This is a genomic window from Mycobacterium sp. NGS39 (assembly GCF_059812765.1).
The window spans coordinates 39,346-63,322 of sequence record NZ_JCALDH010000002.1 but is presented as its reverse complement, the minus strand read 5'-3'; the positions used below and the strand labels follow the sequence as shown (position 1 = coordinate 63,322).

The 23,977-nt window shown below is 66.2% G+C and carries 20 protein-coding genes; 9 read left to right on the top strand and 11 right to left on the bottom strand.

Going from position 1 to position 23,977, the window contains the following annotated elements; genetic code table 11:
- Positions 1–6: 6 nt before the first annotated feature.
- The 10 genes from AC5Y39_RS02640 to AC5Y39_RS02595 are packed head-to-tail and all read right to left on the bottom strand — an operon-like array spanning position 7 to position 12,269.
- Positions 7–1,713: a thiamine pyrophosphate-binding protein gene (locus tag AC5Y39_RS02640; protein ID WP_500015456.1), complete on the bottom strand. Its 1,707-nt coding sequence runs from the start codon at positions 1,711–1,713 to the stop codon at positions 7–9.
- Positions 1,714–1,728: 15 nt separating this feature from the next.
- Positions 1,729–2,802, bottom strand: a complete 1,074-nt coding sequence (locus AC5Y39_RS02635; protein ID WP_500015458.1) for an acyl-CoA dehydrogenase family protein — start codon at positions 2,800–2,802, stop codon at positions 1,729–1,731.
- Positions 2,802–3,980: an acyl-CoA dehydrogenase family protein gene (locus AC5Y39_RS02630; protein WP_500015460.1), complete on the bottom strand. Its 1,179-nt coding sequence runs from the start codon at positions 3,978–3,980 to the stop codon at positions 2,802–2,804. Before AC5Y39_RS02630 ends, AC5Y39_RS02635 begins: the two co-directional genes overlap by 1 nt.
- On the bottom strand, positions 3,977–4,894 hold the full coding sequence (locus tag AC5Y39_RS02625; protein ID WP_500015462.1) for an acyl-CoA dehydrogenase family protein: 918 nt from the start codon (positions 4,892–4,894) through the stop codon (positions 3,977–3,979). Before AC5Y39_RS02625 ends, AC5Y39_RS02630 begins: the two co-directional genes overlap by 4 nt.
- On the bottom strand, positions 4,891–6,027 hold the full coding sequence (locus tag AC5Y39_RS02620; RefSeq protein ID WP_500015619.1) for an acyl-CoA dehydrogenase family protein: 1,137 nt from the start codon (positions 6,025–6,027) through the stop codon (positions 4,891–4,893). The genes AC5Y39_RS02625 and AC5Y39_RS02620 overlap by 4 nt, the downstream gene beginning before the upstream one ends.
- Before the next feature lie 20 nt (positions 6,028–6,047).
- A complete protein-coding gene (locus AC5Y39_RS02615) occupies positions 6,048–7,229 on the bottom strand; it encodes a CaiB/BaiF CoA transferase family protein (RefSeq protein ID WP_500015464.1) in 1,182 nt (393 codons plus the stop codon).
- Positions 7,222–8,148, bottom strand: coding sequence for an SDR family NAD(P)-dependent oxidoreductase (locus AC5Y39_RS02610; protein ID WP_500015466.1), 927 nt, complete (start codon positions 8,146–8,148; stop codon positions 7,222–7,224). The genes AC5Y39_RS02615 and AC5Y39_RS02610 overlap by 8 nt, the downstream gene beginning before the upstream one ends.
- Positions 8,149–9,999, bottom strand: a complete 1,851-nt coding sequence (locus tag AC5Y39_RS02605) for a flavin-containing monooxygenase (RefSeq protein WP_500015468.1) — start codon at positions 9,997–9,999, stop codon at positions 8,149–8,151.
- The gene (locus tag AC5Y39_RS02600; RefSeq protein WP_500015470.1) at positions 9,996–11,411 is read right to left on the bottom strand and encodes an aromatic ring-hydroxylating oxygenase subunit alpha; all 1,416 of its coding nucleotides are present in this window, start codon (positions 11,409–11,411) and stop codon (positions 9,996–9,998) included. The genes AC5Y39_RS02605 and AC5Y39_RS02600 overlap by 4 nt, the downstream gene beginning before the upstream one ends.
- Before the next feature lie 12 nt (positions 11,412–11,423).
- The gene (locus AC5Y39_RS02595) at positions 11,424–12,269 is read right to left on the bottom strand and encodes an SDR family NAD(P)-dependent oxidoreductase (protein ID WP_500015472.1); all 846 of its coding nucleotides are present in this window, start codon (positions 12,267–12,269) and stop codon (positions 11,424–11,426) included.
- A 141-nt stretch (positions 12,270–12,410) separates the two neighbouring features.
- Between AC5Y39_RS02595 and AC5Y39_RS02590 the strand changes: the two genes are divergently transcribed.
- From AC5Y39_RS02590 to AC5Y39_RS02570, 5 genes are read left to right on the top strand one after another with little or no spacing between them, the layout of a single operon-like run.
- On the top strand, positions 12,411–14,009 hold the full coding sequence (locus tag AC5Y39_RS02590) for an SMP-30/gluconolactonase/LRE family protein (RefSeq protein ID WP_500015474.1): 1,599 nt from the start codon (positions 12,411–12,413) through the stop codon (positions 14,007–14,009).
- The gene (locus tag AC5Y39_RS02585; protein ID WP_500015475.1) at positions 14,006–14,743 is read left to right on the top strand and encodes a GntR family transcriptional regulator; all 738 of its coding nucleotides are present in this window, start codon (positions 14,006–14,008) and stop codon (positions 14,741–14,743) included. Before AC5Y39_RS02590 ends, AC5Y39_RS02585 begins: the two co-directional genes overlap by 4 nt.
- Positions 14,744–14,749: 6 nt before the next feature.
- Complete coding sequence (locus AC5Y39_RS02580) at positions 14,750–16,321, top strand: AMP-binding protein (protein ID WP_500015477.1); 1,572 nt, start codon at positions 14,750–14,752, stop codon at positions 16,319–16,321.
- Between the two features lie 31 nt (positions 16,322–16,352).
- The gene (locus AC5Y39_RS02575) at positions 16,353–17,126 is read left to right on the top strand and encodes an SDR family NAD(P)-dependent oxidoreductase (RefSeq protein WP_500015479.1); all 774 of its coding nucleotides are present in this window, start codon (positions 16,353–16,355) and stop codon (positions 17,124–17,126) included.
- Positions 17,123–18,595 carry an AMP-binding protein gene (locus tag AC5Y39_RS02570; protein ID WP_500015481.1) on the top strand — a complete coding sequence of 491 codons (1,473 nt, stop codon included), beginning with the start codon at positions 17,123–17,125 and terminating at the stop codon, positions 18,593–18,595. The genes AC5Y39_RS02575 and AC5Y39_RS02570 overlap by 4 nt, the downstream gene beginning before the upstream one ends.
- A gap of 39 nt (positions 18,596–18,634) precedes the next feature.
- On the opposite strand, the gene AC5Y39_RS02565 is transcribed toward AC5Y39_RS02570, so the two are convergent.
- The gene (locus AC5Y39_RS02565) at positions 18,635–19,516 is read right to left on the bottom strand and encodes an acyl-CoA thioesterase (protein ID WP_500015483.1); all 882 of its coding nucleotides are present in this window, start codon (positions 19,514–19,516) and stop codon (positions 18,635–18,637) included.
- Positions 19,517–19,628: 112 nt separating this feature from the next.
- On the opposite strand from AC5Y39_RS02565, the gene AC5Y39_RS02560 reads away from it, so the two are divergent.
- The 4 genes from AC5Y39_RS02560 (at position 19,629) to AC5Y39_RS02545 (ending at position 23,960) form a co-directional block, all read left to right on the top strand.
- A complete protein-coding gene (locus tag AC5Y39_RS02560) occupies positions 19,629–20,279 on the top strand; it encodes a TetR/AcrR family transcriptional regulator (RefSeq protein WP_500015485.1) in 651 nt (216 codons plus the stop codon).
- Between the two features lie 65 nt (positions 20,280–20,344).
- Positions 20,345–21,571, top strand: coding sequence for an amidohydrolase family protein (locus AC5Y39_RS02555; RefSeq protein WP_500015486.1), 1,227 nt, complete (start codon positions 20,345–20,347; stop codon positions 21,569–21,571).
- Positions 21,568–22,707, top strand: coding sequence for an acyl-CoA dehydrogenase family protein (locus AC5Y39_RS02550; protein ID WP_500015488.1), 1,140 nt, complete (start codon positions 21,568–21,570; stop codon positions 22,705–22,707). Before AC5Y39_RS02555 ends, AC5Y39_RS02550 begins: the two co-directional genes overlap by 4 nt.
- Positions 22,704–23,960, top strand: a complete 1,257-nt coding sequence (locus AC5Y39_RS02545) for an acyl-CoA dehydrogenase family protein (protein ID WP_500015489.1) — start codon at positions 22,704–22,706, stop codon at positions 23,958–23,960. The genes AC5Y39_RS02550 and AC5Y39_RS02545 overlap by 4 nt, the downstream gene beginning before the upstream one ends.
- Positions 23,961–23,977: the final 17 nt, after the last annotated feature.

The window sequence follows — 23,977 nt, the reverse complement described above, 5'->3', positions numbered from 1 at the left end:
CTTCGCCTATTGCGTGCCTTCTGCATACCACGTCCGGAACTCCCCGTAGTTAGGCATTTCCTCCGAATTGGCCTTCGGGTCGATACACACGTGCACCACCGCGGTCCGCCCGCTCGCGTACGCCCGCTTGATGGCCGGGCCGATCTCCTCTTCCTTGTCGACGAATTCGCCGTGGCAGTCCAGGCCCTCGGCGATTTTGTCGAAGCGCACGTTTTTGCTCCAGTGCACGCCGGGCTGCGGCGACGGCTGGGCGAACGTGCGTTTGTAGACACCGACCTCCAGACCCCACTGGTTGTCGACGCCCACCACGCACACCAGTGGCAGCTTGAGGCGGGCGGCGGTCTCCAGTTCGGCGATGTGGAACAGGAACGACGAGTCGCTGGTGAGCAGCATGACCGGCCGGTTGCCGCCGTCGGCCACCGACGCGCCGACCGCATACGGCAGCCCCGTGCCCAGATGGCCGAAATTCTGGTTCCAGATCACGTCGTGGGGCTTGGCCTGCGAATAGGTCCACTGGAAGATCACAGTGGCGCCGCCGTCGCGCACCATGATGCCGTCGGCGGGAAACGCCTTGGTGGCTTCGACGACGAAACGCGCGGGATGTATCGGCGACCGGCCGCTGGGCGCGCCCTCGGCGAGCTCGGCGAGGTGGTCGGCATCCTGTTTGATCCAGCGGTCCAGATCCGCAGACGGCTGGCGCGGCGTGTCTTGGAGCGCGTCGACGAGTTGTGGCACCACCCCGCGAAGGTCGCCGACCAGCGGCACGTCGATGGGCCGGTTCACGCCGATCGCCGTCGGGTCCTGCTCGACGTAGATCCACTTGCGGTGCGCGTCGTTGTCCGCCCAGTGCCGGGTCTTGCCGTAGTGCACCGGCTCGCCCAGTTCGGTGCCGAGCGCGACGCACAAATCCGAACCGACCACGGCCTCGACCGCGGCCGAGGAAAACCCGTACGGAAACGTGCGGTCCTCCAGGCCCGCAATGAACGACGTGCCACCGGAGGTCTGGATGACCGGGCATGCCATCAAATCGGCGAGTCGCTTCACGGCGGCGCCCGTGCGCGAGGTGTGCACGCCGTGTCCGACGAGCAGGATGGGGCTCTTGGCCTGCCGGATCAGTGCAGCAGCTTCAGCGATCTCGCGGGCACCGGCGCCCTGGTTGACGAGTCGATACGCGCTGGGCGGCAACGGATCCGCCACGTCGAGCTCTTCGAGGATCACGTGCGAGGGGTACTCGATATAGGCAGGTCCCGGTGTGCCGGACATCGCACGGCGGATCGCCTCGTGCACGATTTCGTCGGTTTGGTCGGCGTACTCGATCGACGCACTGTACTTGACGGATGGCGCGAAAAGCGCCTCCTGACGCACGAATTGGATGCGGCCGCGCCGCACCCGCCGTTCGGTGATCCGGGCGCGCTGGCCGCCGAGGAAGATCACCGGCGAGTTCTCCACCTTCGCGCACATCATCGCGCCGGCGATGTTCGCGACACCCGGGCCGAGCGTGCCGATGCAGAGGCCAGGCTTGCCGGTCATGCGCGAGACGGCTTCGGCCATGAAGCCCGCACTCTCTTCATGATGCGGCGCAACCACTTTCCACCCGCGCGCCTCCGCCTCGGAGAACATGTGCACGAAGTTGGGGTCGGGGATGCCGAACAGCGTGTTGATGCCCTCGGCCTCGAACAGGTCGAGAATTCTCTGGTAAACCGGCACAGCCATTTTCGATACTCCTGGTTATTGATACCGCTGGGCGAGGTGTTTTCGGTGGGCGGCGGGCGAGCCGAACAACGACCGGTTCAGCACGGCACGTTTGAGGTAGGTGTGAATTCCGCTTTCCCACGTGTAGCCGATGCCGCCGTGCAGTTGCATTGCCTTGCCGACGATGTCGACGGCGGCGGCGCACGTGTAAGCCTTGGCCATCGAGGCGGCGATGCCCGCGTTGGGCGCTTCGTCGGCCACCGCCTCTGCGGCCGCTTCCACGAGCCGGCGAGCCACGGCGGTGTGGACTGCCATGTCCGCGCACGCGTGCTTGACCGCCTGAAACGAACCGATCGGGCGACCGAATTGGTGGCGGACCCCCGCGTAATTCACCGTGGCCGCCAGCATCGCTTCGGCGAGGCCGAGGCTGTCGCACGCGACGGCGACCGCGGCCCGCTCGTACAAGGTGCGCACCCGCGCTGCCGCGTCACCGTCGAACCGCGCGAGCGTCGACTCGGCCACCGCGACGTTCGCCGCGGTCACCGCGGCGAGGCGTCGTGTCTCGTCGATGACCGGTTGTGCGGTGATCGTGAGACCGGTTGCATCACCAGGCATGTCGACGATCACCGGCTCGCCAGCCGGGTCGCGAGCGAGCAGCAGAAGCCGCTGGGCGTCTGCGGCATCCGGTGCGAACAGCGACCGGCCGTGAAGTGTCAGGCCGTCTGCGGTTCGAGTGATCTCGAACGGCGGTTCACCGACGAGGCATTCGTGATCGCTCGAGAGCACGACCGCACTTCGGATTGCCCCCGACACCAAATCTTTGAGCAGAACATCGCGAAACCCGCTGGGCTGCAGCCACTTCAGCGTGGCAACGGTCAGCACGGCACCGCCGAGATAGCCACTGCGCGCCGCGGCTCGGCCGAGTTCTTCGGCCACGACCGCCACCTCGCAGAACGTGACCCCCGCTCCCCCGACGTCCTCGGGCGCCTCGAGCCCCAGCCAGCCGGCCTGTGCCAGCAGCGCCGAATCCGGTTCGCGGTTCTTCGCCAGCAGCTCTCTGGCCACCGAGCGAAGCTCGTCGCGGACGTCGTCGTCGTGGACTCGGGACATCAGATCGCCGCCGGTTCCCGCGGTAAACCCAACCCGCGTTCTGCGATGATGGTGCGCTGGATCTCGCTCGCCCCGCCGGGAATCGTCCACTCCCACGAGCCGATGAAGTCGAGCACCCAGTTGCCCGACTCCCAGCCGCTCGACAAAGGTTTGGCCAGCTGCGTATGGGCGGCCAGGCCGCCCACCTCGGCTCCGAAATCGGTGAGCCGTTGCAGCAGTTCGCTGTAGAACAGCTTGACCATCGAGGCGTCGGCCGGCCCGGCAGTACCTGCCTCGGTCCGCTCCACGAGATCTCGGCACAGCGCGCGCAGCCCGGTGATCTCGGTGTCGAATTGCGCCAGGCGATCGGCGACCCGCCCGTCGTCGAGAAGTTCCGCCTTTTTGCACGCCGCGACCAGCCACCGGAACCCGGCGTGGCCGAGACGCTCGGCCAGTTCGAGCATCGTGAGCCCGCGTTCGGCGCCCAGCGTCGCCTGGGCCACCTGCCAGCCGGCGTTCTCGGTGCCCACCAGGTTGGTCGCCGGAATCACCACGTCGTTGAGGAAAATCTCGCAGAAATGGGCTTCCCCGGTGGCCTGCCGGATGGGTCGCACGTCGATGCCGGATGTGGACATGTCGAGCAGGAAGTATGAAATGCCATGCCGCTTGGGCGCATTGGGGTTGGTGCGGGCCAGCAGCAGGCACCAGTCGGCATGCATCCCCCCGCTCGCCCATAGTTTCTGTCCGTTGACGACGTAGGTGTCGCCGTCCTTGCGCGCGGACGTGCGCAGGCTCGCCAGATCCGAACCGGCTTCCGGCTCGGAAAAGCCCTGCACCCAGATCTCGCCGTCGAGGATCGCCGGCAGGTGCCGGCGCCGCTGCTCGTCGGTGCCCGCTGCGAGCAGGGTGGCTGCGGCGTGGTGGATGCCGACGAACGCGAGCACCAGCCGCGGGGCGTCATGGGCCGCCAGCTCCTGGTACAGGACGATCTGCCGGTCCACCGGCATCCCGCCGCCCCATTCGCTGGGCCAGTGCGGCACCGCGAAACCGGCGCTGCGCAGCTCTTGAAACCACCACTTTTGGAAGCTGACGAATTCGTGGTCGCTGACTTCTGTCTGGGAGCGCCGCCAGTCCGCGGGTATGTGGTCGCGGCACCAGGCGCGAACGCCAGCGCGGAAGTCGTCGAGGCCGGGGTTCACGAGAACAGGCCCGTCAGCCCGTGCCGGCCCAGCCGCCCGGTCAGTAGGTCGCGAGTTGCGGAGAGCCCGAAGGGAAGTCGGCGCAGCGGCTGGCTGTACCGCGACAGCCACGACAGCGTGGTCTCGTCGCAGAATCCGACCGCGCCGTGCAGCTGGTGGCACACCCGGAACACCACGTCTGCGGCCTCGATTGCGGCAACGCGCAGCGCAAGCGCGTCGTCGAGCGCGTCGACATGGCCCCGGCCGGCGCTGAACAGTGTGTACTTGGCGAGCATCTCGAGCCCGCTGCGTTCGACCTCGGCGTCAGTCAGCTGGAATTGCACCCCTTGAAACGACGCGAGCGGCTGGCCGAACTGCTTGCGCATCTTGACGTGTGCGACAGTCAGTTCCATTGCCCGGTCCAGCATTCCCAGCAACGTCCAGCACGGCAGCACCAGCGCGAGCACGACGTCGCCGGGGCTGGCGTCATCGATGGATGTCAGCCCGAGCTGTGCGACGAACGCTTGGCCGCTGCGCCGTGCGCCACTCACCAGACTGCGATTTCCGGCCAAAGTGGTGACGGCCCAACGGTTTCCAAGACCGGCGATGGCACCAGCCGGATCGTCGTCGGCCACCACGATCAACCCGTCCACGTCGAGGTCTGCCGGTTTGGCCAGTCGTTCAGCGACCGGATACGGCACCGCCCAGTAACCCGCGCTGCGGCACAGCGCCGCGGCCGCTTCGCATGCGTCGGAATCGCTGCGCGGGTCGAGTTCCCACGCCCCCAGCTCGGCGAGCACCGGAGCGACCAGCGCCTCGCGCGTCTCGGGCTTGGCCTCCGCCTGTTGCACCAACTGGTCGCCGCCTGCGGCCTCGAACGCTCGACGTGCTTGCCGGCCGTATTCTTTGGCGTCGTCGCCCAAATCGAGGATCATGACGCCGCCAACAGGCCGCGCGCCAACAGAATTCGCTGCATCTCGATGCTGCCCGAGGCCACGGTGGCGGCTTGCGAATACCGCCAGTGGTCCTCGACTTCACTGCGGAAATAGCGCGCGTCGGCGTCGTCACGCGGCACGGCCGCAATGATCTCCATGAGCACCTCGGCGCTGTCCTGGTCCAATCGTGTGACAGCGATCCGGTAGCCCGCGGTGTCGACGGGCTGAACCTGTCCGGCGCTCTGCAGCGACACCACACGGTAGGCCAGCAATCGGGCCCGGCGGCAGTGGATCAGCATGCGTGCCCACCGGCCCCGCAGTTCAGCGGGCAGAGTCTCCCACCGGTCGCCGAGCACATCGGGTGCTGCCTGCAGCAGCCGTTCGCAGCGGGCGTAGCGGGCGATACCGACCCGCTCGAACGACAGCACGTCATGCACGATCGACCAGCCGCCGTCCACCTGGCCCAGAACGTCGGCCTCGGCCACCCGCAGCTCGTCGAAGAACACCTCGTTGAGATGGTGCGGGCCGAGCATGGTGCGGATGGGCCTGACCTGTATCGCGGGATCGTCCATCGGCACCAGAAAGATCGTCAGGCCCTGCTGCTTCTTTTCACCTCGCGATGTCCGGGCGAGCAGAAAGCACCACTGCGCCATCGTCGCGTAGGACGTCCAGATCTTCTGGCCGCTGACCCGCCAGCCGTCACCGTCGCGGCGTGCCGTGGTGCGCAGCGACGCGAGGTCCGAACCGGCCTCCGGTTCGGAAAAGCCTTGGCACCAAATCACTTCGCCGCGCGCGATCGGCGGTAGATGCTTGGCCTGCTGCTCGGGTGTGCCGTGCCGCATGATCGCCGGGCCGACCCAGTTCACACCCATGTACTGGGCGCCGCGCGGTTCGTGATGCGCCCACATCTCCTCGCGCACCACAGTCTGCTCCCACACCGACGCGCCGCCGCCGCCGAACTCTTCCGGCCAAGACAGGCACAGCAAGCCCCGCTCGGCGAGCAGCCGGCAGAACCGCTGCGCCACTTCGAGATCTGCTGGATCGTCGGTGAATGCGCCCAGATAATCCGACGGCACATGGGTTTTGACGAGCTCGCGCAGCTCCGCGCGAAGTTGTGTGGCTTGCGGTCCCATCTCGAAGTCCACGGCCGCTCCTACCCTGACCCCAACACGGGTTCGGCGTCGGCCCCGACACCGAGTTCGTCGAGAACCTCGGCGGTGTCGGCACCCAACTCGGGAGCGGGGCCGGCCACCCGGCCCGGCGTACGGGAAAACCACGTCGGCACACCGGGAAACCGCACGGGGCCCTGCGAAGTCTGCACCGTCTCGAACAAGCCGACCGCGTTCAAGTGCGGATGGTCGAATAAGGAGTCCGGCGTGTGGATAGGCGCGGCCGGGATCTCCAGTTCGGCGAACAGCGCAAGCCATTCGTCGGTGGTCCGTTGCGTCATGGTCTCGGCCACCAGCGCGTACACCGTGTCGATCTGGCGCGCGCGCCGCTCGAGTGTGGCGTACAGGTCGCTGGCCCACGGCGGCTTCACCGCGTCCACGAACGCGTTCCAGTGCTTGTCGTTGTAAATCAGCGCGGCGATGTAGCCGTCGCTGGTGCGGTACGGCTTGCGGTTGGGCGCCACGGTGCGCGGATAGACGGCAGGTCCCAGCGGCGGGTCGAACATCGCGCCGTTGGCATGCTCGACGAGGATGAACGAGGCCATGGTTTCGAACATCGCGACCTCGACCTCCTGGCCCTCGCCGGTGCGCTCGCGGTGAAACAGCGCCATCATCGTCGCGTAAAGCGCGGTGAGCCCAGCGACCTTGTCCGCCATGATCGTTCCGACGTAGTTCGCTTCTCCGGTCAGCTGCTGTTGTACGGCCGGCAGCCCGCATTCGGCCTGGATGGTGTCGTCGTATGCGGGACGGTCACGGTCCGGACCGCGGCGGCCGTACCCATAGCAGTTGGTGTAGACGACGGCCGGATTGATCGCGGCGACGTCTGGATAGCTGAAACCGAGCTTGGCGATGGCCTTGGCTCGCATCGAGTGGATGAACACGTCGGCGGTCTCGATCAGCTTGCGCAACGCGCGTTTTCCGTCGTCGGTGCGCAGGTCCAGCACTACGCTGCGCTTGCCGCGGTTGACGTTGACGAACACCCCGCTCATGCCCGGAGCGGGACCCACCGAGATGTAGCGGGTGTTGTCGCCTTCTGGCGGTTCGACTTTGATCACGTCGGCGCCCATGTCGGCCATGATCTGCGTGCAGTACGGGCCCATCACCATCGCGGTCAGGTCGATGACGCGCACCCCGGCCAGCGGGCCCGTCGACTCGGGACTAGCCATGGTGGGCTTCCTGCCGGCCGGCCATCGCGAAGCTGTAGCGGATGTGGTCGCCGTGGCCGTCGGGCACGACGGGAAAAATCACCGGCCCGGTTGCGTCGCGGATGGCGTCGATGTTGTCGGCGACGTCTTCCACCGTCCACGACGGCCGGTATACCCCCGGTGTCTCGGCGATCATCGCTCGGGCCACCCGGCCGGCGAGCGCGACGAGCATTTCGCCGGTGAGCGAGCATGTTTCGTGAGCCAACCACCCCACGACCGGCGCCACCAGGTCCGGGCCCATCGGCGGATAGGCCGACGTGTCGATGCCCTCGGCCATTCTCGTCACCGCTGCTGGAACAATCACATTCGACGTCACGCCGTGCGGTGCTCCCTCCAGCGCCGCGACGTTCGACAATCCGATCAGCCCGGCCTTGGCTACTGCGTAGTTGGCCACCGCGTGGTTCCCGTACAGGCCACCGATCGACGACGTGAGCACGATGCGCCCGTAACCGGACCCGCACATGACCGGAAACGCCGGCCGCACAACATGAAACGCGCCTTTGAGGTGGACGTCGACGACCGCGTCGAAATCTTCGTACGTCATGTCGCACAGCGAGGCGCGCCGGACGATGCCGGCATTGTGGATCAATATGTCGATGCGGCCGAAGTGGTCGAGGGCGGTCTGGATGATCGCCTTACCGCCCTCCGGTGAGGCGACCGAATCGGTGCTTGCAACGGCATGGCCGCCGGCCGCTTCGATCTCGGACACCACGCCGGCGGCGGGTCCGTCGTCGATGCCCTTGCCGGACAGGCTGACTCCGGGGTCGTTGACCACCACCTTCGCGCCGCGCGCGGCCAAAAGCAGCGCGTACGCCCGGCCCAGCCCGCGGCCGGCGCCGGTGACGACGGCGACGCGATCGTCGAATCTGCGTTCTGGCATCTAACTTCCGAGAACCAGGCCGTCGAGATCGCCCTTGTCGCGCCAGGCCTTGAGCAGGTCACCGAAAGCATAGAAGCCGGGCGAATACGGCTCACCGATGGCAGACCGGATCCCTTCTCCGCCACCTCCGCCTTCGTTGTTGTAATAGCCGGGCGTGCACGAGACCGCGAACTCCGTCATGTCCACGGAGAGTTCGCGAATCGTCTTGACCCAGTCGTCCTGAGCTTGCTGGCTCGGCTCGACGGTCGTGACGCCGCGTGCGATTGCTTCGGAGATGATGTAGGCGATGTGCTCGGCCTGCTGCTCGAACATCGCGGTGGTGTTGCCCGAAACGCCGCCCTGGATGAAGCCGGTGAAGAACTGGTTCGGAAAGCCCACACTTGTCATCCCGTGCAGCGACTTGTAGCCGTCGCGCCAGTGGTCGAACAATGACAGGCCGTCGCGGCCTTCGATGGCGTCGATGGCGTAGCGGCGGCTGATCTCGGTGGTGATCTCGAAGCCGCTGGCCCAGATGATGCAGTCGACCTCGTACTCGACCCCGTTGGCCACGAGCCCTTTCTCCGTCACCCGTTCGACCCCTTTGCAATCCGAGACGTCGACCAGCGTCACGTTCGGTCGGTTGAAGGTCGGCAGGTACTCGTCGCTGCTGCAGGGTCGCTTACACATGAAGCGGTAGTACGGCTTGAGCGCCTCGGCGGTCACGGGGTCGTCGATGACGGCCTCGACGTGGCGCCGCAGGCGCTCCATGACCTTGTAGTCCTCTTCCTCCCGGATGGCCATGATCTGCTCGATCGTCAGTGACGTAGGGTCCTCGAACGCAGCGATGCGCGCGGTCAGGTTGCGCCCCAACTCGGTCCAGAAGTCGCAGACCAAATCGGGCTCGTCGAACACCGCGCCCTCGCCCAACGGGGACCAGCGGTGGAAGTTGCGCTTGCGTTCCTCCTGCCAGCCCGGTTGCAGGGAGGCCGCCCACTGCGGATCGGTCGGCGTGTTGGCTCGCACGTCCACCGATGACGGCGTGCGCTGAAACACGTAGAGGTGCTGGGCATCTCGGCCCAGATGCGGAACCAGCTGCACACCGGTCGCCCCTGTGCCGACCAGCGCGACCCGCTTGTCGTTCAGTTTGTGCAGGCCGCCATTGGCGTCGCCGCCGGTGTAGTCGTAATCCCAGCGAGCCGAGTGGAACTGGTGACCCTTGAAATCCGTGATGCCGGGAACGCCGGGCAGCTTCGGACGGTTGAACGACCCCTGCGTCATGACGACAAAGCGTGCCCGGATGTCGTCACCGCGGTTGGTACTCAGCCGCCAGCGGTTGGCCGAGTCGTCCCAACGCATCTGGCAGACCTGCGTCGAGAAGATTGCTCCGTCGTACAGTCCGAAGTGTTTGCCGATATTGCGGCAGTGCTGGAAGATCTCTGCGCCGTCCGCGAACTTCTTCGACGGCATGAAGCCGAGCTCCTCGAGCATCGGGATGTAGCAATACGCGTCGTTGTCGCATTGGATACCGGGGAAGCGGTTCCAATACCAGACACCGCCGAAGTCGCCGCCCATCTCGACGATGTGAACATCGTCCACGCCGGCCTTCTTGAGGTAGGCGCCCGCGAGCAAACCGGCGATGCCGCCGCCGAGCACCGCGACCTCGATGTCCGCGTTGATCGGGTCGCGGGGTGTCACCGGCGTGTACGGGTCGACTTCGTAGAAGTCGGCGAACTCGCCCTTCAGCTCCAGATATTGCTTGCTGCCTTCCGGCCGCAGCCGCTTGTCACGCTCGTAGAGATACTTTTGCCGCAGCGCCTCGATGTCGATGTCGTCGGGCGTCTCGGTGGGCCCGCAGGTGTCGAACATTGTCATGTGTGAGCTTCTCCTTCGCCGTCCGCTTCCCGGGCAAGCGGTTCCTTAGCGAGTTCGCGTGGTGCGCCGGTTCCCATGTATTTGGACAGCTGATAGTGCAGATTCACGGTGCTGCGTTCGCGATACGGGTTGGGCATGGTGCCCGGGAAGCCAAGGGATTTCATTCCTTGTTGCACCGCTGCCATGTTCGAGAAGTCCTGCGGCAGCACTGAGCGCCAGCGCGGATCACCCACCGGGGTGTACTCCCATTCCGTCTGCGGCTCTTGGCCTTTGGGGTACAGCTCGAACACCGACACTTCGAAGATGCACTTGTTGGGGTCGTAGCTGGGATGCGGTCGGGCGCTATAGCACAGCGCACTGGTCAGGCCCTGGCCGATCTGGAAGTTCGGGAAGATCTGCCACGCTGTCCCGCTCTGGCCCAGCACTTCCGGCGGGATCGTCGGCCAGAACACGCCCCGGGCCTCGTCGTCGCGGCGGGCAGAATCCAGCCAATGCGCCAGCACTTTGTCGGCGGGGGTGCCCTCGGGCAGCTCGTCGACGAGCCGCAGCGCGGCGTTCACGAGCGTCTGGGTGGTGGTGGCGTTGGTCTCTTCCATTGTGTAGACCTGCATTTCGGCGGTCGACACCCGCGGATCCTTACCGGTGCCCAACCGGATCTTGGACTTGGTCTCCTCGAGATCCTCAGGCGCGTCGTAGCCGATGTTGCTGTGCTTGCCTTGCGCTTTGGCCCAGCCCTTGAATTCGCCGAACCTGTTGAATTCCGGATGGGTGGTGTAGACGTGGTAGGTCTCGTTGAAGGCCTCCAGTGCGACCTTCCAGTTGCAGTCGAAGTACAACCACTTGCGCCACTTGTAGCGCATGTTCTCCAAGCCGAACGGGTCGAGGATCTTGGCGGCCGGGAACAGGTAATCCATCAGCGGCTCGCACTCGGGATCCATGTTGATCCACAGCCATCCGCCCCACGTGTCTACCCGGACCGGTGCAAGGTGCGTGTTCTGCGGTGTGAGCGCGCCTTTCCAGTCGTCGCGCTCGCGGATGTGTGTGCAGGCACCGTCGAGCCCGTAAGTCCAGCCGTGGAACCCGCAGACAAACGACTTGCGGGTGCGGCCGACCGCATTCTTGGCGCCGTCGGGAGTGTCGATCAGCCGCCGGCCCCGGTGCATGCAGACGTTGTGGTGTGCCGCGAATTCGTCGGGCCCGATGCGCACGACGATGATTGAATCGTCGAGGATGTCGTAGGTCAGGTAGCTGCCCACGTCGGGAAGTTCTTCGACCCGGCCGACTTGCAGCCAGACCTTGCGCCACAGCTTGTCACGCTCGGCACGGGCATAGTCCTCTGAGATGTACGCCTCCACGCCGATGGTCATCGGCTCTGACAGTTCTTCTGCCACTTGACCATTCGGTTCTGCCATCACAGCCTCCTTTCAGGGTCGACTGATTGCGCTGCGGAAGGACTCGTCCTTCAGGAAGAGCGAGGTGTTGTCGGCGCCGAGGTGGCTCCAGCGCAGGCTCAGACCGCCGTCGACGAGAAGGGTCTGCCCCGTGATGTAGCTCGACAGGTCCGACAGCAAGAACAAGATGACGCCGGCTTGCTCCTCTGGTCGCCCGCGCCGGCCCATGGCGATCGCACGACGATCCCGCTCGGGATCCTCGTCGACGTATGTGCGCGACGCCGCGGTCTCGGTCACCCCGGGCGCCACGGCGTTGACCCGGATGCCGTCCAGGGCGAGTTCGACCGCCATGGTGCGCGTCATCGCGGCGACCGCCGCCTTGGCGGTTCCGTACGCGATGTGAAACGGCGCGGTGTTCATGCCGCTGATCGACGAGAGCGACACGATCGATCCGCCAAGCCCATTCGCCCGCAATTCGGCGGCCACGGCTCGACTCATGAAGAACGCGGTCTCGAGGTTGGCGGTGAACAGTTGCCGCCAGTCCTCGCGAGTGACCCTGGTCGACGGCATCCACGTCTGCGGTGCAGCGCCGCCGGCGACATTCACCAGTCCGTAAAGGGTGCCCTCGGCCCGGCGGGCATGCTCGAGCACTGCACCGATGCCGTCGTCGGTCGACACGTCGGCGGGCACCGGGAGCACCGCGAGTCCTTGCCGCGCCAGCGGGACGACGTGTTCGTCGAGGTTCTCTTTCGACCGACTCACCGCGATCACGGTCGCGCCTGCCTGGGCGGCCATCCGCGTGATCGTCGTCCCGATGCCACCACCGCCGGCGCCGGCCACCACCACGGTGCGGCCGGCGAGGCTCAGCAGCTCAGCCATCGACCGATTTGTCCGGACAACATACCGTACTCTGCATATTGCAGAACACTATTCCGCAGCGGCAACGACGGCGTCAAGGCTGACTAACGTGCTCGCCGCGCCTATTGTCTGGACTAGGAGCAATTGATAGCGTCAGATGCCATGTCGCTGAATGGCAACCGCTATCCCGTCGCCGTCACGCCGGATGTGGCGCCGGGCTGGCGACTCGAGCGGGTGACCGGGCCGAGCCGGCTGTTCGGTGCCAACGGCCTGCGCACCGGCCGCGACGGCCGGGTCTACGTCGCCCAGGTGACGGGAAGCCAGATCAGCGCGCTGGACCTCGAGACCGGAGCGCTGGATACGGTGACCGCGAAGGGTGGCGACATCATCGCCCCCGACGACGTCGCGTTCGATTCGCGCGGGAATCTCTACGCCACCGAGGTGATGGACGGCCGGGTGAGCGTGCTAGACACGCACGGCCGCGCCAAGGTCCTCCGCGACGACCTGCCGTCGGCCAACGGCATCACCGTGTACCGCGACCGGCTGTTCATCGGAGAATGCCGTGAGGGCGGCCGGCTGCTCGAGCTCGATCTGGACGGCGGCCGGCCGCGTGTGCTGGTCGAGAACATGCCGCTGCTCAACGCAATGGAGGTGGGGCCCGACGGCCTGCTGTACTTCCCCGTGATGGGCACGAATGAGATCTGGCGTATCGACCCCGATGGCGGTGAACCACAACGGGTCACCGCCGACCTGGGCGTCCCGGACTCGGTGAAGTTCGACTCCGAGGGCTACATCGTGTCCACCCAGGTGGCCAGCGGCCAGGTGCTGCGCATCGACCCGCGCACGGGTGAGAAGTCGCTGCTCGCCCAGCTCAATCCCGGCCTGGACAACTGCACTTTCGTGGACGGCAGGCTGCTGGTGTCGAACATCGGCGGCGAGATCACCGAGGTTCTCCCGGGTGGCGAAGCGCGCACGCTGCTGCCGGGCGGCTTCAACTGGCCCCTGGACCTCGCGGTCGCTGCCGACGGCTGGCTGTATGTGGCCGACGGCACGTACTTCTACGTCGTCGGCTCCGACGGAAGCCTGCAGACCGTCGGCATGTTGTTCTCGCCCGGTTATCCCGGCTTCGTGCGGGGCGTGGCACCTGCGGGCGCCGGTGAGTTCGTCGTGACAACGTCCGGCGGCCAGGTATCGCGCTACCGGCCGGCGGTGAGCGAAACCGACGTTCTGGCAGACGGATTCGATCAGCTGTACGGCGTGGCCATCGGACCGGGCGGCATCGTCGTCGCGGAGTTAGGGACGGGACGCGTGTTGTCGGTCGACGCGGGCAAGGTCGACGTGCTCGCGTCGGGCCTGCACGATCCTGTGGGCGTGGCGATCGCCCCGGACGGCGGCGTGCTGGTCGCCGAGTCGGGCGCCGGCCGCGTCGTGCGGTTGAGCGGTTCGGGCGCAGAGACCGTCGTCGACGAATTGCACACTCCCCAGGGCATTCTCGTGGCCGGCCAGCGGCTCTACATCGTCGACGCCGGTGCCAAGACCGTCGAAGAATTCGACCTCGCGGGGCCATCCCGGAAGACGATAGCGGCCGGGTTGCCGATCGGCCCGCCGCCCGGTGTGGTGCCCAAGCCGCTCAAGGGCTTGCCGCCGTTCTCCGGTCCCCAGGGCCCGTTCGCGGGAATCGCCGTCGGACCTGACGGCACGCTTTTCGTCTCTGCCGACGGGGACGGCAGCGTGCTGGCGTTGCGCCGGGCCGAAAGATGACGCTTTCGCCGACCGAGCACCGCTATCTGCAGGTGGCGCGCACCCTCCGGAAGGAAATCGTCGACGGCGTTTACCCGGTGGGTTCACAGCTGCCCACCGAACACGAGCTGTGCGAGCGATTCGCAGTCAGCCGCTACACCGTTCGGGAGGCGCTGCGGCGGCTGCGCGAAGACAACCTCGTAGCCTCGCGGCCGCGAGCAGGCACGTTGGTGGTGCCCCGCCCGGCGTCGAATTCCTATGCGCAGGATGTGATGTCGATAGACGACCTGATCGCGTTCGCGGCCGGCACCCAGTTCACCATCGAGTCGAATGCGCCGGTGACCGTCGACGACGAACTGGCTGCCCGCACCGGACTCGCCGCCGGCACCGAGTGGCTGGCCGTGGCGGGCTACCGACAAGGCGACGGCGCCTCTGCACCGATCTGCCGCACCGAGTACTTCATCAACCGCGCATTCGCGGCGGTGGGCCGGCTGCTGCAGCGCCACACCGGCCCGATCTTTCCGCTGATCGAAGATCTTTTCGGAGTGAGCGTCGTCGAGGTACATCAACAGATCTCGGCGGTGGTGGTCTCCCCCGAGCTTGCCGACGGCCTGAAGGTCAGCACGGGCAGCGCAGCCCTGGAGATGCGCCGCACCTATACCACCTCCGACGGCGAGGTGGCTCAGGTGACCATCAACACCCACCCGGCGTCACGGTTCCGCCACTCGATGACCATGCGCCGGGTGAAGGGCTAGGCCGGCGTGCCCACGGCCGACACCAACGCCCGAGGTGGGTGGGTGCGCACCACGCTCGCCGACTCACTGCGCGAGGCCGCTCATACCACGCCCCGCCGAATTGCGCTGGTCGACAACGATATTCGCATCGACTGCGCGAGCTTGGAACGCCAGGCCAGCGCGTTGGCGCAGACCATGCTGACCCGCTTGCCACCGGCAAGCGTGGTCTCGTTCATGCTGCCGAACTGGCACGAGGCGGCGGTGGTCTACCTCGCGGCGACATTGGCGGGGATGGTCGTGAACCCGATTCTGCCGTCGCTGCGTGACCACGAGCTGCGGTTCATCCTCACGGATTCCCAGAGCCGGATGGTGTTCATCGCAGCGCACTTCGGCGGTTACGACTACGTGGCGATGCTGACTCGGGTCACCGCGCAGCTGCCGTCCGCGCCGGAGGTCGTCGTGGTGCGCGGTGAGCCGTCGGGACACACGCCGTACCCGTCGCTGTTGCGCGGCGCCGATGCACAGCTGCCGGCTCTGGATCCCGATGCGGTGCAGATGATCCTCTACACGTCCGGAACCACCGGGCGCCCGAAAGGTGTTCTGCACAGCCATAACTCGATTCATGCGCTGATCTGCCAAATCCGGGACTACTGGATGGTGAGCCCGGGAGACCGGTTCCTGGTGCCGTCCCCGATCGCTCACATCGGCGGGTCGATCTATGCATTCGAATGCCCGCTGCTGTTGGGCACCACCGCGGTGCTGATGGATCGATGGGATCCGGATGTCGCGGTGACGCTGATGCAGCGGGAGCGTTGCACGCACATGGCCGGAGCCACCCCGTTTTTGGATCGCTTGCTCGCCGCGGCCGGCCGCGCAGGCACCCGACTGCCGGACCTCAAGGTGTTCATCTGTGGCGGCGCAGCTGTCTCGCCTGCGCTGATCCGAAGGGCCGCATCGTATTTCGACCGGGCTGTGGTCACCCGGGTCTACGGTTCGACGGAGGTGCCGGTGACGACGGTCGGCTCGCCGGAGCCCGGCGACATCGACCATGCGGCGGACACCGACGGGCGCCCCGGCATCGCCGACGTCAAGCTGGTCGACCACGACGCTGCCCCGGCCGGCTCCGGGGAAATCTGTGCCCGCGGCCCGCAGATGCTGGTCGGTTATCTGCATCCAGAAGACAACGCCGACGCGTTCGACGCCGAGGGGTATTTCCGCACCGGCGATCTGGGCTGCTGGGTCGACGGCGACTACCTGGTGGTGACGGGGCGGGCAAAGGACATCATCATCCGCAATGGGGAGAACATCTCCCCGAAAGAAGTCGAGGACATCTTGGCCCGCTATCCGGGCATCGCCGAGGTGGCGGTGGTCGGGCTGCCCGACGAGCGCACCGGCGAGCGAGCCTGCGCGGTGGTGGTGCCGGCGGGGGCCGCCGTCATGCCCGGCGTCGCGGAATTGGGCAGCTTCTTGGCCGATCATGGGGTGGCTCGGTTCAAATCCCCGGAGCAAGTGGTGATATGGGAGTCACTGCCGAAGAACGACGCGGGCAAGGTGCTCAAGCACAAGATCCGGGCGGCGCTGATCGAGACATCACGATGAACGCTTGCGGGAAGATCAGAAGGGGTCGGCTGTGCAGGTAGCAATCGTCACCGGGGCAAGCAGCGGGATCGGATTCGGTTGCGCGGTCAAGCTGGCCGAAATGGGGATGGCGGTGCTCGGTGTCGGTCGTGACCAGAGCAGGCTTGCCGACTTGGAGAACGCAATCGACGGCCCCGGACGTATCGCGACGCTGGCCGTCGACGTTACCGGCGACGACGCGCCGCGCCGGATCGTCGAAGACGCCGTCGAACGGTGGGGGCGCATCGACTTCTTGGTCAACAACGCAGGCCTCGGCAGTCCCAAGCCACTGCACGAGACCGACGACGCGACACTCGACTCCTTCCTGGACGTGATGCTGCGCGCCCCGTTCCGGCTGGCGCGAGACGTGTTGCCGCACATGCAATCCGGGTCCGGGATCGTCAACGTGACGTCGACGTTCGCGGTGGTGGGAGGGCTTCGCGGTGGTGCCTATTCGGCGGCCAAGGGCGGCCTGACGGCGCTGACCTTGCACATCGCATGCCAGTACGGCCCGCAAGGCATCCGCTGCAACGCCGTGGCACCGGGCGTGACGCTGACGCCGATGGTGGCGCACCGGCTGGAGGACGAGCGGTTCCGCAAGATCAATGTCGAGATGACGCCGTATCCGCGGCTCGGCCGCGTGGACGACATCGCGAGCACGGTGGCGTTCTTGTGCTCGGAGGGTGGCAGTTTCATCAACGGGCAGACGATCGTCGTCGACGGCGGCTGGAGTTCCACGAAATATCTGTCCGACTTCGCCCTGACCTCGGAGTGGATGCCGCGGTGAACCTTTTCGCGCTGCTGGACCAGGCGGCGTCACGGTTCGGCGACCGGGGCGCGGTCTACCACGGCGCTCACTGCGTGAGCACCTGGAGCGAATTGCGCGAGCGCGCATTGCGCCTGGCCACCTCGATCGCCGCGGTGGGCGGTCCGGGCGCACGCGTGGCGATCGCCAGCGAGAACCGCCCGGAGATCGTCGAGCTGATGTTCGCGATTTGGGCGGCCGAATGTGTGGTGGTTCCGGTCAATTACAAGCTTCATCCGCGCGAGATGGTGCAGATTCTCGAAGATGCCGGTGCCGTGCAGGTGTTCGCGTCGGCCAAAATTGCCGCCGAGCTGTCGTCCGTCAGTGCCGTACCGGTGGAAGTCGTTGGGAGCGAGGGGTACTCGCGCTGGCTATCTGCGGACCTTGCTGCGCCGCCGGTGACGGATCCGTCGGCGCTGGCATGGCTGTTCTACACCAGCGGAACCACCGGCCGATCCAAAGGCGCGATGCTGTCCCACCGCAATCTGATGGCGATGACGGTTGCCCATCTCGCGGATTTCGATTCGCCCGACGAGAATTGCAGTTTGGTGCACGGCGCGCCGATGTCGCACGGCTCCGGGCTCTACATCCCTCCGTACGTGTTACGCGCTGCGCGCCAGGTGATTCCGCAATCGGGTGCATTCGACCCCGACGAGTTCCTCGATCTGTGCGAGCACCATCCCGGCTGCAGCGCGTTCCTCGCGCCGACGATGGTGCACCGTCTGGTGCAGACAGGACGACCCCGCCCACGCAATCTGCGGACTGTGGTCTACGGCGGCGGCCCCATGTATGTCGACAGCCTGAAGAAGGCGATGTCGGCGTTCGGACCGATCTTCACTCAGCTGTACGGGCAGGGTGAAGCGCCGATGACGATCACCGGCCTGCGCCGAGCCGACCACCTGAACGCTGACGACGCCATCCTGGGGTCGGTCGGATACCCCCGGTCCGGTGTCCAGGTCGCGGTTTTGCGGGACGACGGCACGCAGGCTGACATCGGCGAGATCGGCGAAATCGTCTGCCGCGGAGACGTCGTGATGTCGGGCTATTGGAACAACCCGGGCGCAACCGCCGCCACGCTGCAGAACGGTTGGCTGCGCACCGGCGACATGGGTTCGTTCGACGTCCGGGGTTATCTGACGTTGCGCGACCGCTCCAAAGACGTGGTGATCAGCGGCGGCAGCAACATCTACCCACGCGAGGTCGAGGAGGTGCTGGTGCAGCATCCCGGTGTCGCCGAGGCCGCCGTGGTGGGTGCACCTGACGAGGAGTGGGGTGAGGTGGTGGTGGCGTTCGTGGTGGGCGATGTCGACCCGGCCGAGCTCGACGCGCATCTGCTCGACCGCATCGCCCGGTTCAAGCGGCCCAAGCGCTACGTGTTCGTCGACGAGCTGCCGAAGAACAGCTACGGCAAGGTGCTCAAGCGCGAACTGCGCGCGATTTCCGCGCGCTGAACGATGCTCAGCGTAAGCGCGCCGAAATCACGACGGCGGCTACAGGCGCGCTTGCTCTTTGATCGCGGTATCGGTGGTGCGCAGCGGACGGATCATCGCGTCCTGCGTGAACGACGCAATCAGCTCGCCCTCCTCGGTATGCACGGTGCCCCTCACATAGGACATGCCCGCGCCCACCTGTGTGCTCTCGTGGCTGTAGAGCAGCCATCCGTCCCAGCGCACCGGCTCGTGGAAGCTGACCGTGATCGTCATCGGCGCCGTCGACACCGTGAGGTGAGCCTGGCTGGTCCCGATGCCTTCATGTGCCCGCATCGTGGTCGAAATGCCAAGGTGGCCAGTAAAATACGCGATCAACGCCTTGGCCAGATCATCGCGGGCGGGAATCGGGTCGTAGTGCAGCCACGCGTACAACTCGGGCGGCCCCACTTCGTCGGGACTGTTGACGTCGACCACGTCGACCAGGCGCAGCTGCCGTCCGATCATCGGCATCTCGGAGTGGTTCGCCTCGGCCGGCGCCGCCACCTGGGGCCGCGGCAGATGGTGGCGGATCACGTCGTCCGACGGCACGTCGGCGAACACCGTGAACGTCATGCAGCGCTTGCCATTCTGCTGGGCCGACACGACAGCGGTGGCGGTGGACCGGCCCTCGTGCACAACGTCGACGATCAACTCGACCGGAGTACCGACCAGCACGGCACGACTGAAAACCCCGTGCACCGAGCGCACCGACTTGTCCGAAAAGCGTTTTGCCACAGCAACAATCGACTGCGACAGCACCTGGGAACCCTCGACCACCTGACGTTCGTCATCACCGGCGATGCCCGTCGGGGCGGTGAAGCGATCCTCACCGCTCGGCTGCACGTCGAACAACTCGAGCAGGCCGGTGACCGACCATTGCGTCTGCCCTGAATCCGTCGTCATGTCTTCCTCACTCGTCGACCCCATTGCGCACCGGAGCAACACAGTACCTAGAGCGTGGAGGAAGCGGTAACGTCATTCTCATACCTGTAGCGCTGACGTGAAGGGTGAGCCGATGGCGAAGCCGACCGGTCAACCGACGGAGACCGGAGCCGGTCGGTCCGCGACATCCGATACCGAGTCGCGCGCGAGCCGGTTCATGAAGTCCGCGTTGGCCATTCTGGGCGAAACCGGGCGCACGGATTTCACCGTGCTCGAGGTGGTGGAGCGGTCGAAGACCTCACTGCGGTCGTTCTATCAGCACTTCTCGTCCAAGGACGAGCTGCTGCTGGCGCTGATCGACAAGATCATGGCCGAGTCCACCGGCAGGTGGCGCGAGGAAACGTCGAATCTGCAAAGCATCGCCGCGCTGCGTCTGCTCGTCGACCGGATCTGCGCACCCGCCGCGTCGCACACCCAGGACAGCATCAACCGCGGCCTGACCTTCTACAACGACCATCTGGCCGAGAGTCGCCCGGGTGAATACGCGCGCGTGCTGCTGCCGCTGCACCAGTTGATCCAGGACATCCTGCGCCGCGGCATCGCCGAGGGCAGCATCCGCGCCGAGCTCGACGTGGAGACGACGGCCGCGCTGATCATGCAGACAGTGTTGGGCGCGATGCGACTGCGGGTGCTCGGCGCGGAACTCAACGGCGTCCCGATCGACTCCGACCACATTTTCGAGTTCTGCGTCCACGGCATCGGCCGCGCCGCGGACCGCAGCTGACTGGCTGGTCCGGGCGTGGTAATGTCATTACCACTTTCGACTAACGAGATTTTCAGGAGACGGTCATGGCAGCCCGGCAGCTTCCCTTCCCGGTGTTCGACGCCGACAACCACTTCTACGAACCCAAAGAGGCGCTGACCAAGTTCTTGCCCGACCATCGCAAGAACGTCATCGACTACATCGAGGTCCGGGGCCGCACCAAGATCATGGTGCGCAACCAGGTCAGCGACTACATCCCGAACCCCACCTTCGAGGTCGTCGCCCGCCCGGGCGCCCAAGAGGAGTACTTCCGCCACGGCAGCGGCGGCAAGAGCTTCCGCGAGGTGATGGGCAAGCCGATGAAGGCGATCCCGGCGTTCCGTGAACCCGCGGCCCGGCTGGAGGTCATGGATTCACTGGGACTCGACTACTCGCTGATGTTCCCGACCCTGGCGAGCTTGGTCGAGGAGCGGATGAAGGACGATCCCGAGCTCATCGCCGACGTCATCCACGCGCTCAACGTGTGGATGTACGAGACGTGGCAGTTCAACTACCAAGACCGGATCTTCTCCACGCCGGTCATCAACCTCGGCATCATGGACCGCGCACTCGAGGAACTCGAGTGGTGTCTGGAGCGTGGCGCCAAGACGGTGCTGGTTCGGCCGGCCCCGGTGCCCGGCCTCAAGGGCACTCGGTCGTTCGGGCTTCCCGAATTCGACCCGTTCTGGGATGCGTGCGTGAAGGCCGGCATCCCGGTGTCCATGCACGCGTCGGACTCCGGTTACGCCGAGTACCTCAACGACTGGGAGCCCGCCGACGAGTACCTGCCGTTCAAGCCGACCGCGTTCCGGATGGTGTCGATGGGTAAGCGGCCGATCGAGGACTCGATGGCGGCGCTGGTCTGCCACGGTGCGCTGACCCGCAATCCCGATCTGCGCGTGCTGTCGATCGAGAACGGCGCGGACTGGGTGCCGTATCTGTTCAAGCAGTTCGACGGCACCTACAAGAAGATGCCGCAGGAGTTCCCGGAGAACCCGATCGAGGCGTTCAAGCGCTGTGTGTACGTGGCGCCGTTCTGGGAGGACGACTTCAAGCAGATGGCCGACCTCATCGGCGTCGACCGGGTGATCTTCGGTTCCGACTGGCCACACCCCGAGGGCCTGGCCGAGCCGACCAAACTCATCGACGATCTGGCCGGCCTCGATGAAGAGGGCCAGCGAAAGGTCATGGGCGGCAACATGATCGAGCTGTTCGGCGTGCCCAACGAGATCGTCCACAACGCGGACGTGCCGCCGCTGGTCATTCCCGCATGACAAATGCCGCCAACCCGGAGCTGCTGCTCTTCGCGTCGACAGCGCAGTCGTTCCTCGAGAAGGAGGCATCCCTTAGCCGAGTTCGTGAGCTGCACGCTGCCGGCATTTCATTCGAGCCCGAATGGTGGCGCCGTGCAGCCGAACTGGGCTGGACGAGCCTGCTGGTGCCCGAGGAGCTGGGCGGGGGAAGCGTCTCCGGAAACGGCATCGAGGACCTGGCTCTTGTCGCCGAGCTGATCGGCAAGACCGTCGCGCCGGGACCGCTGCATCCGGTGAGCACAGTACTGGCCGGTCTCGTCGACGCGAGCGAAAACACCGGTCACGCAACGACGATCGAGGCGCTGATGTCCGGGGAGGCAATTGCCTCGTGGGCGGTGTACGAACCGGGCAGACCGTGGGCGCCGCTGCAGGCGACGGTGACGGCCACCCCGACGTCGTCGGGATTCCGCATCGACGGCATCAAGGACCGCGTGGAGGCGGGCGCCGAGAGTTCGCTGTTTCTCGTCGCCGCCGCGTGCGACGGAGCCGTCCGCCAGTTCCTGGTTTCCGCCGATGCGCCGGGTGTGCGAGTCGAGCCGCAGCGATCCGTTGATCTGGTGAAGCGTTATGCCCGAGTCGAATTCGATGGCGTGCAGGTTGACGAATCTGCTGCGGTCGGCACACCGGCGCAGACCGCTGCGCTCATCGAGCGGCAGGCCCAGATCGCGCAGGTACTGCAGTGCGCGGAGGTGGTAGGCATCCTCGACACCGTGGTCGGCTTCACTATTCAGTGGGCATTCGACCGGTATTCGTTCGGCCGCCCGCTGGCGTCCTACCAGGCGCTCAAGCATCGGTTCGCCGATCTGAAGATCGGGCTGGAGGCCTGCCGTGCCGCCACCCGCGCGGCTGTCCGCGAGGTGTCGCGGCGGTCGGCGGGGGCCGAGATGGCGGTCAGTGTCGCGAAATCGTATGTGGGTGAACGGGCACCGGCCATGGTGCAGGACTGCGTCCAGCTGCACGGCGGCATCGGCGTGACCTGGGAGCATGATCTGCACCTGTATCTGCGGCGCGTCACCTTGTACCGCTCGATGTTCGGCACCCCGGAGGATCACAATCTGCGTGTGTACGCGCTGACGCGACAATTGGAGTCGGCATGACGGAGACGGCATCGGCACCGCCACCGGTCGCGGAGACGGTCGACGAATTCGCCGCCCGGGCCCGGGCGTGGCTGGCGGAAAACATGCCGCGGATCGATCCCGACAAGCCGCCCGGCGTCGAACGCGGCGAAGAAGGACCATGGCTGCGGGCGCGAGAACTCCAGAAGCGGCTGTACGAGGGCGGATTCGCGGGCATTTGCTTCCCGCGTGAATACGGCGGACTCGGTTTGCCGATCGAGTACCAGAAGGCATTCGACGCGGAAACCCGCTCCTACGAAATGCCGATCATCCTCAACACGCCCACGTTCACAATCTGCTGTGCCACGATTCTCGACACCGGCAGCGAAGAGCAGAAGCGTCAGCACATTTCGGCTGCGATCCGCGGCGACGAAGTGCTGGTGCAGCTGTTGTCGGAACCCAGCGGCGGCTCCGATCTCGCCGGTGTGATCACCCGGGCTGACCGTGTGGGCGACAAGTGGGTTATCAACGGCGCCAAGACATGGAGCACCAGTGCGTTCGCCGCAGACTACGGACTGCTGCTGGCGCGCACCGACTGGGACGTGCCCAAGCACGAGGGCCTGACGATGTTCTTGGTGCCCATCAAGAGTCCCGGAATCACGTTGCGCCGCATCAAACAGGTCAACGGCTCACAGGAGTTCTGCGAAGAGTTCTTCGACGGACTGGAAGTCGGGGACGACGCGGTCGTCGGCGAAGTGAACAACGGCTGGAGCGTCGCATCACGCCAGCTGTACCACGAACGCCGGGCTGTCGGCGGCGGGTCCGAATTCGCAAGCGGGATCGGCGCGGAGGGCACGACGGACGTGCCGGTGGACTTCGCAGCACTCCTGGAAACGTTGGGACAAGCCGACAATGAGCGACTGCAGGAGATGGCGGGCCGCGCGCTGGTCCACCGCGCCGTACAGGAGCAGCTGATCGACCACATCTATCACGCCGTGAACGACGGCTCGCTGCCGCCGGCGGCGGGCTCGATCATCCGGATCACCCACGCCGAGACTCATCAGCTCGAGATCGACACCGCGATGGCGATCGCCGCCAGTGCCGGCGTGGTGGACTGCGGCGACGGCTTGATCCGCTTCGGCGAGCGTTTCCTGTCCCGGCAGACCGCCTCACTGGGCGGCGGCACCACCGAGGTGGCCCGCAATGTGATCGGCGAACGCGTCTTGGGATTTCCGCGCGAATATGCGGCCGATCGCGGTGTGCCGTTCAAAGAGGTTCGGCGCAACCGCAGCTGAGCGCTTGCGAACCCCGG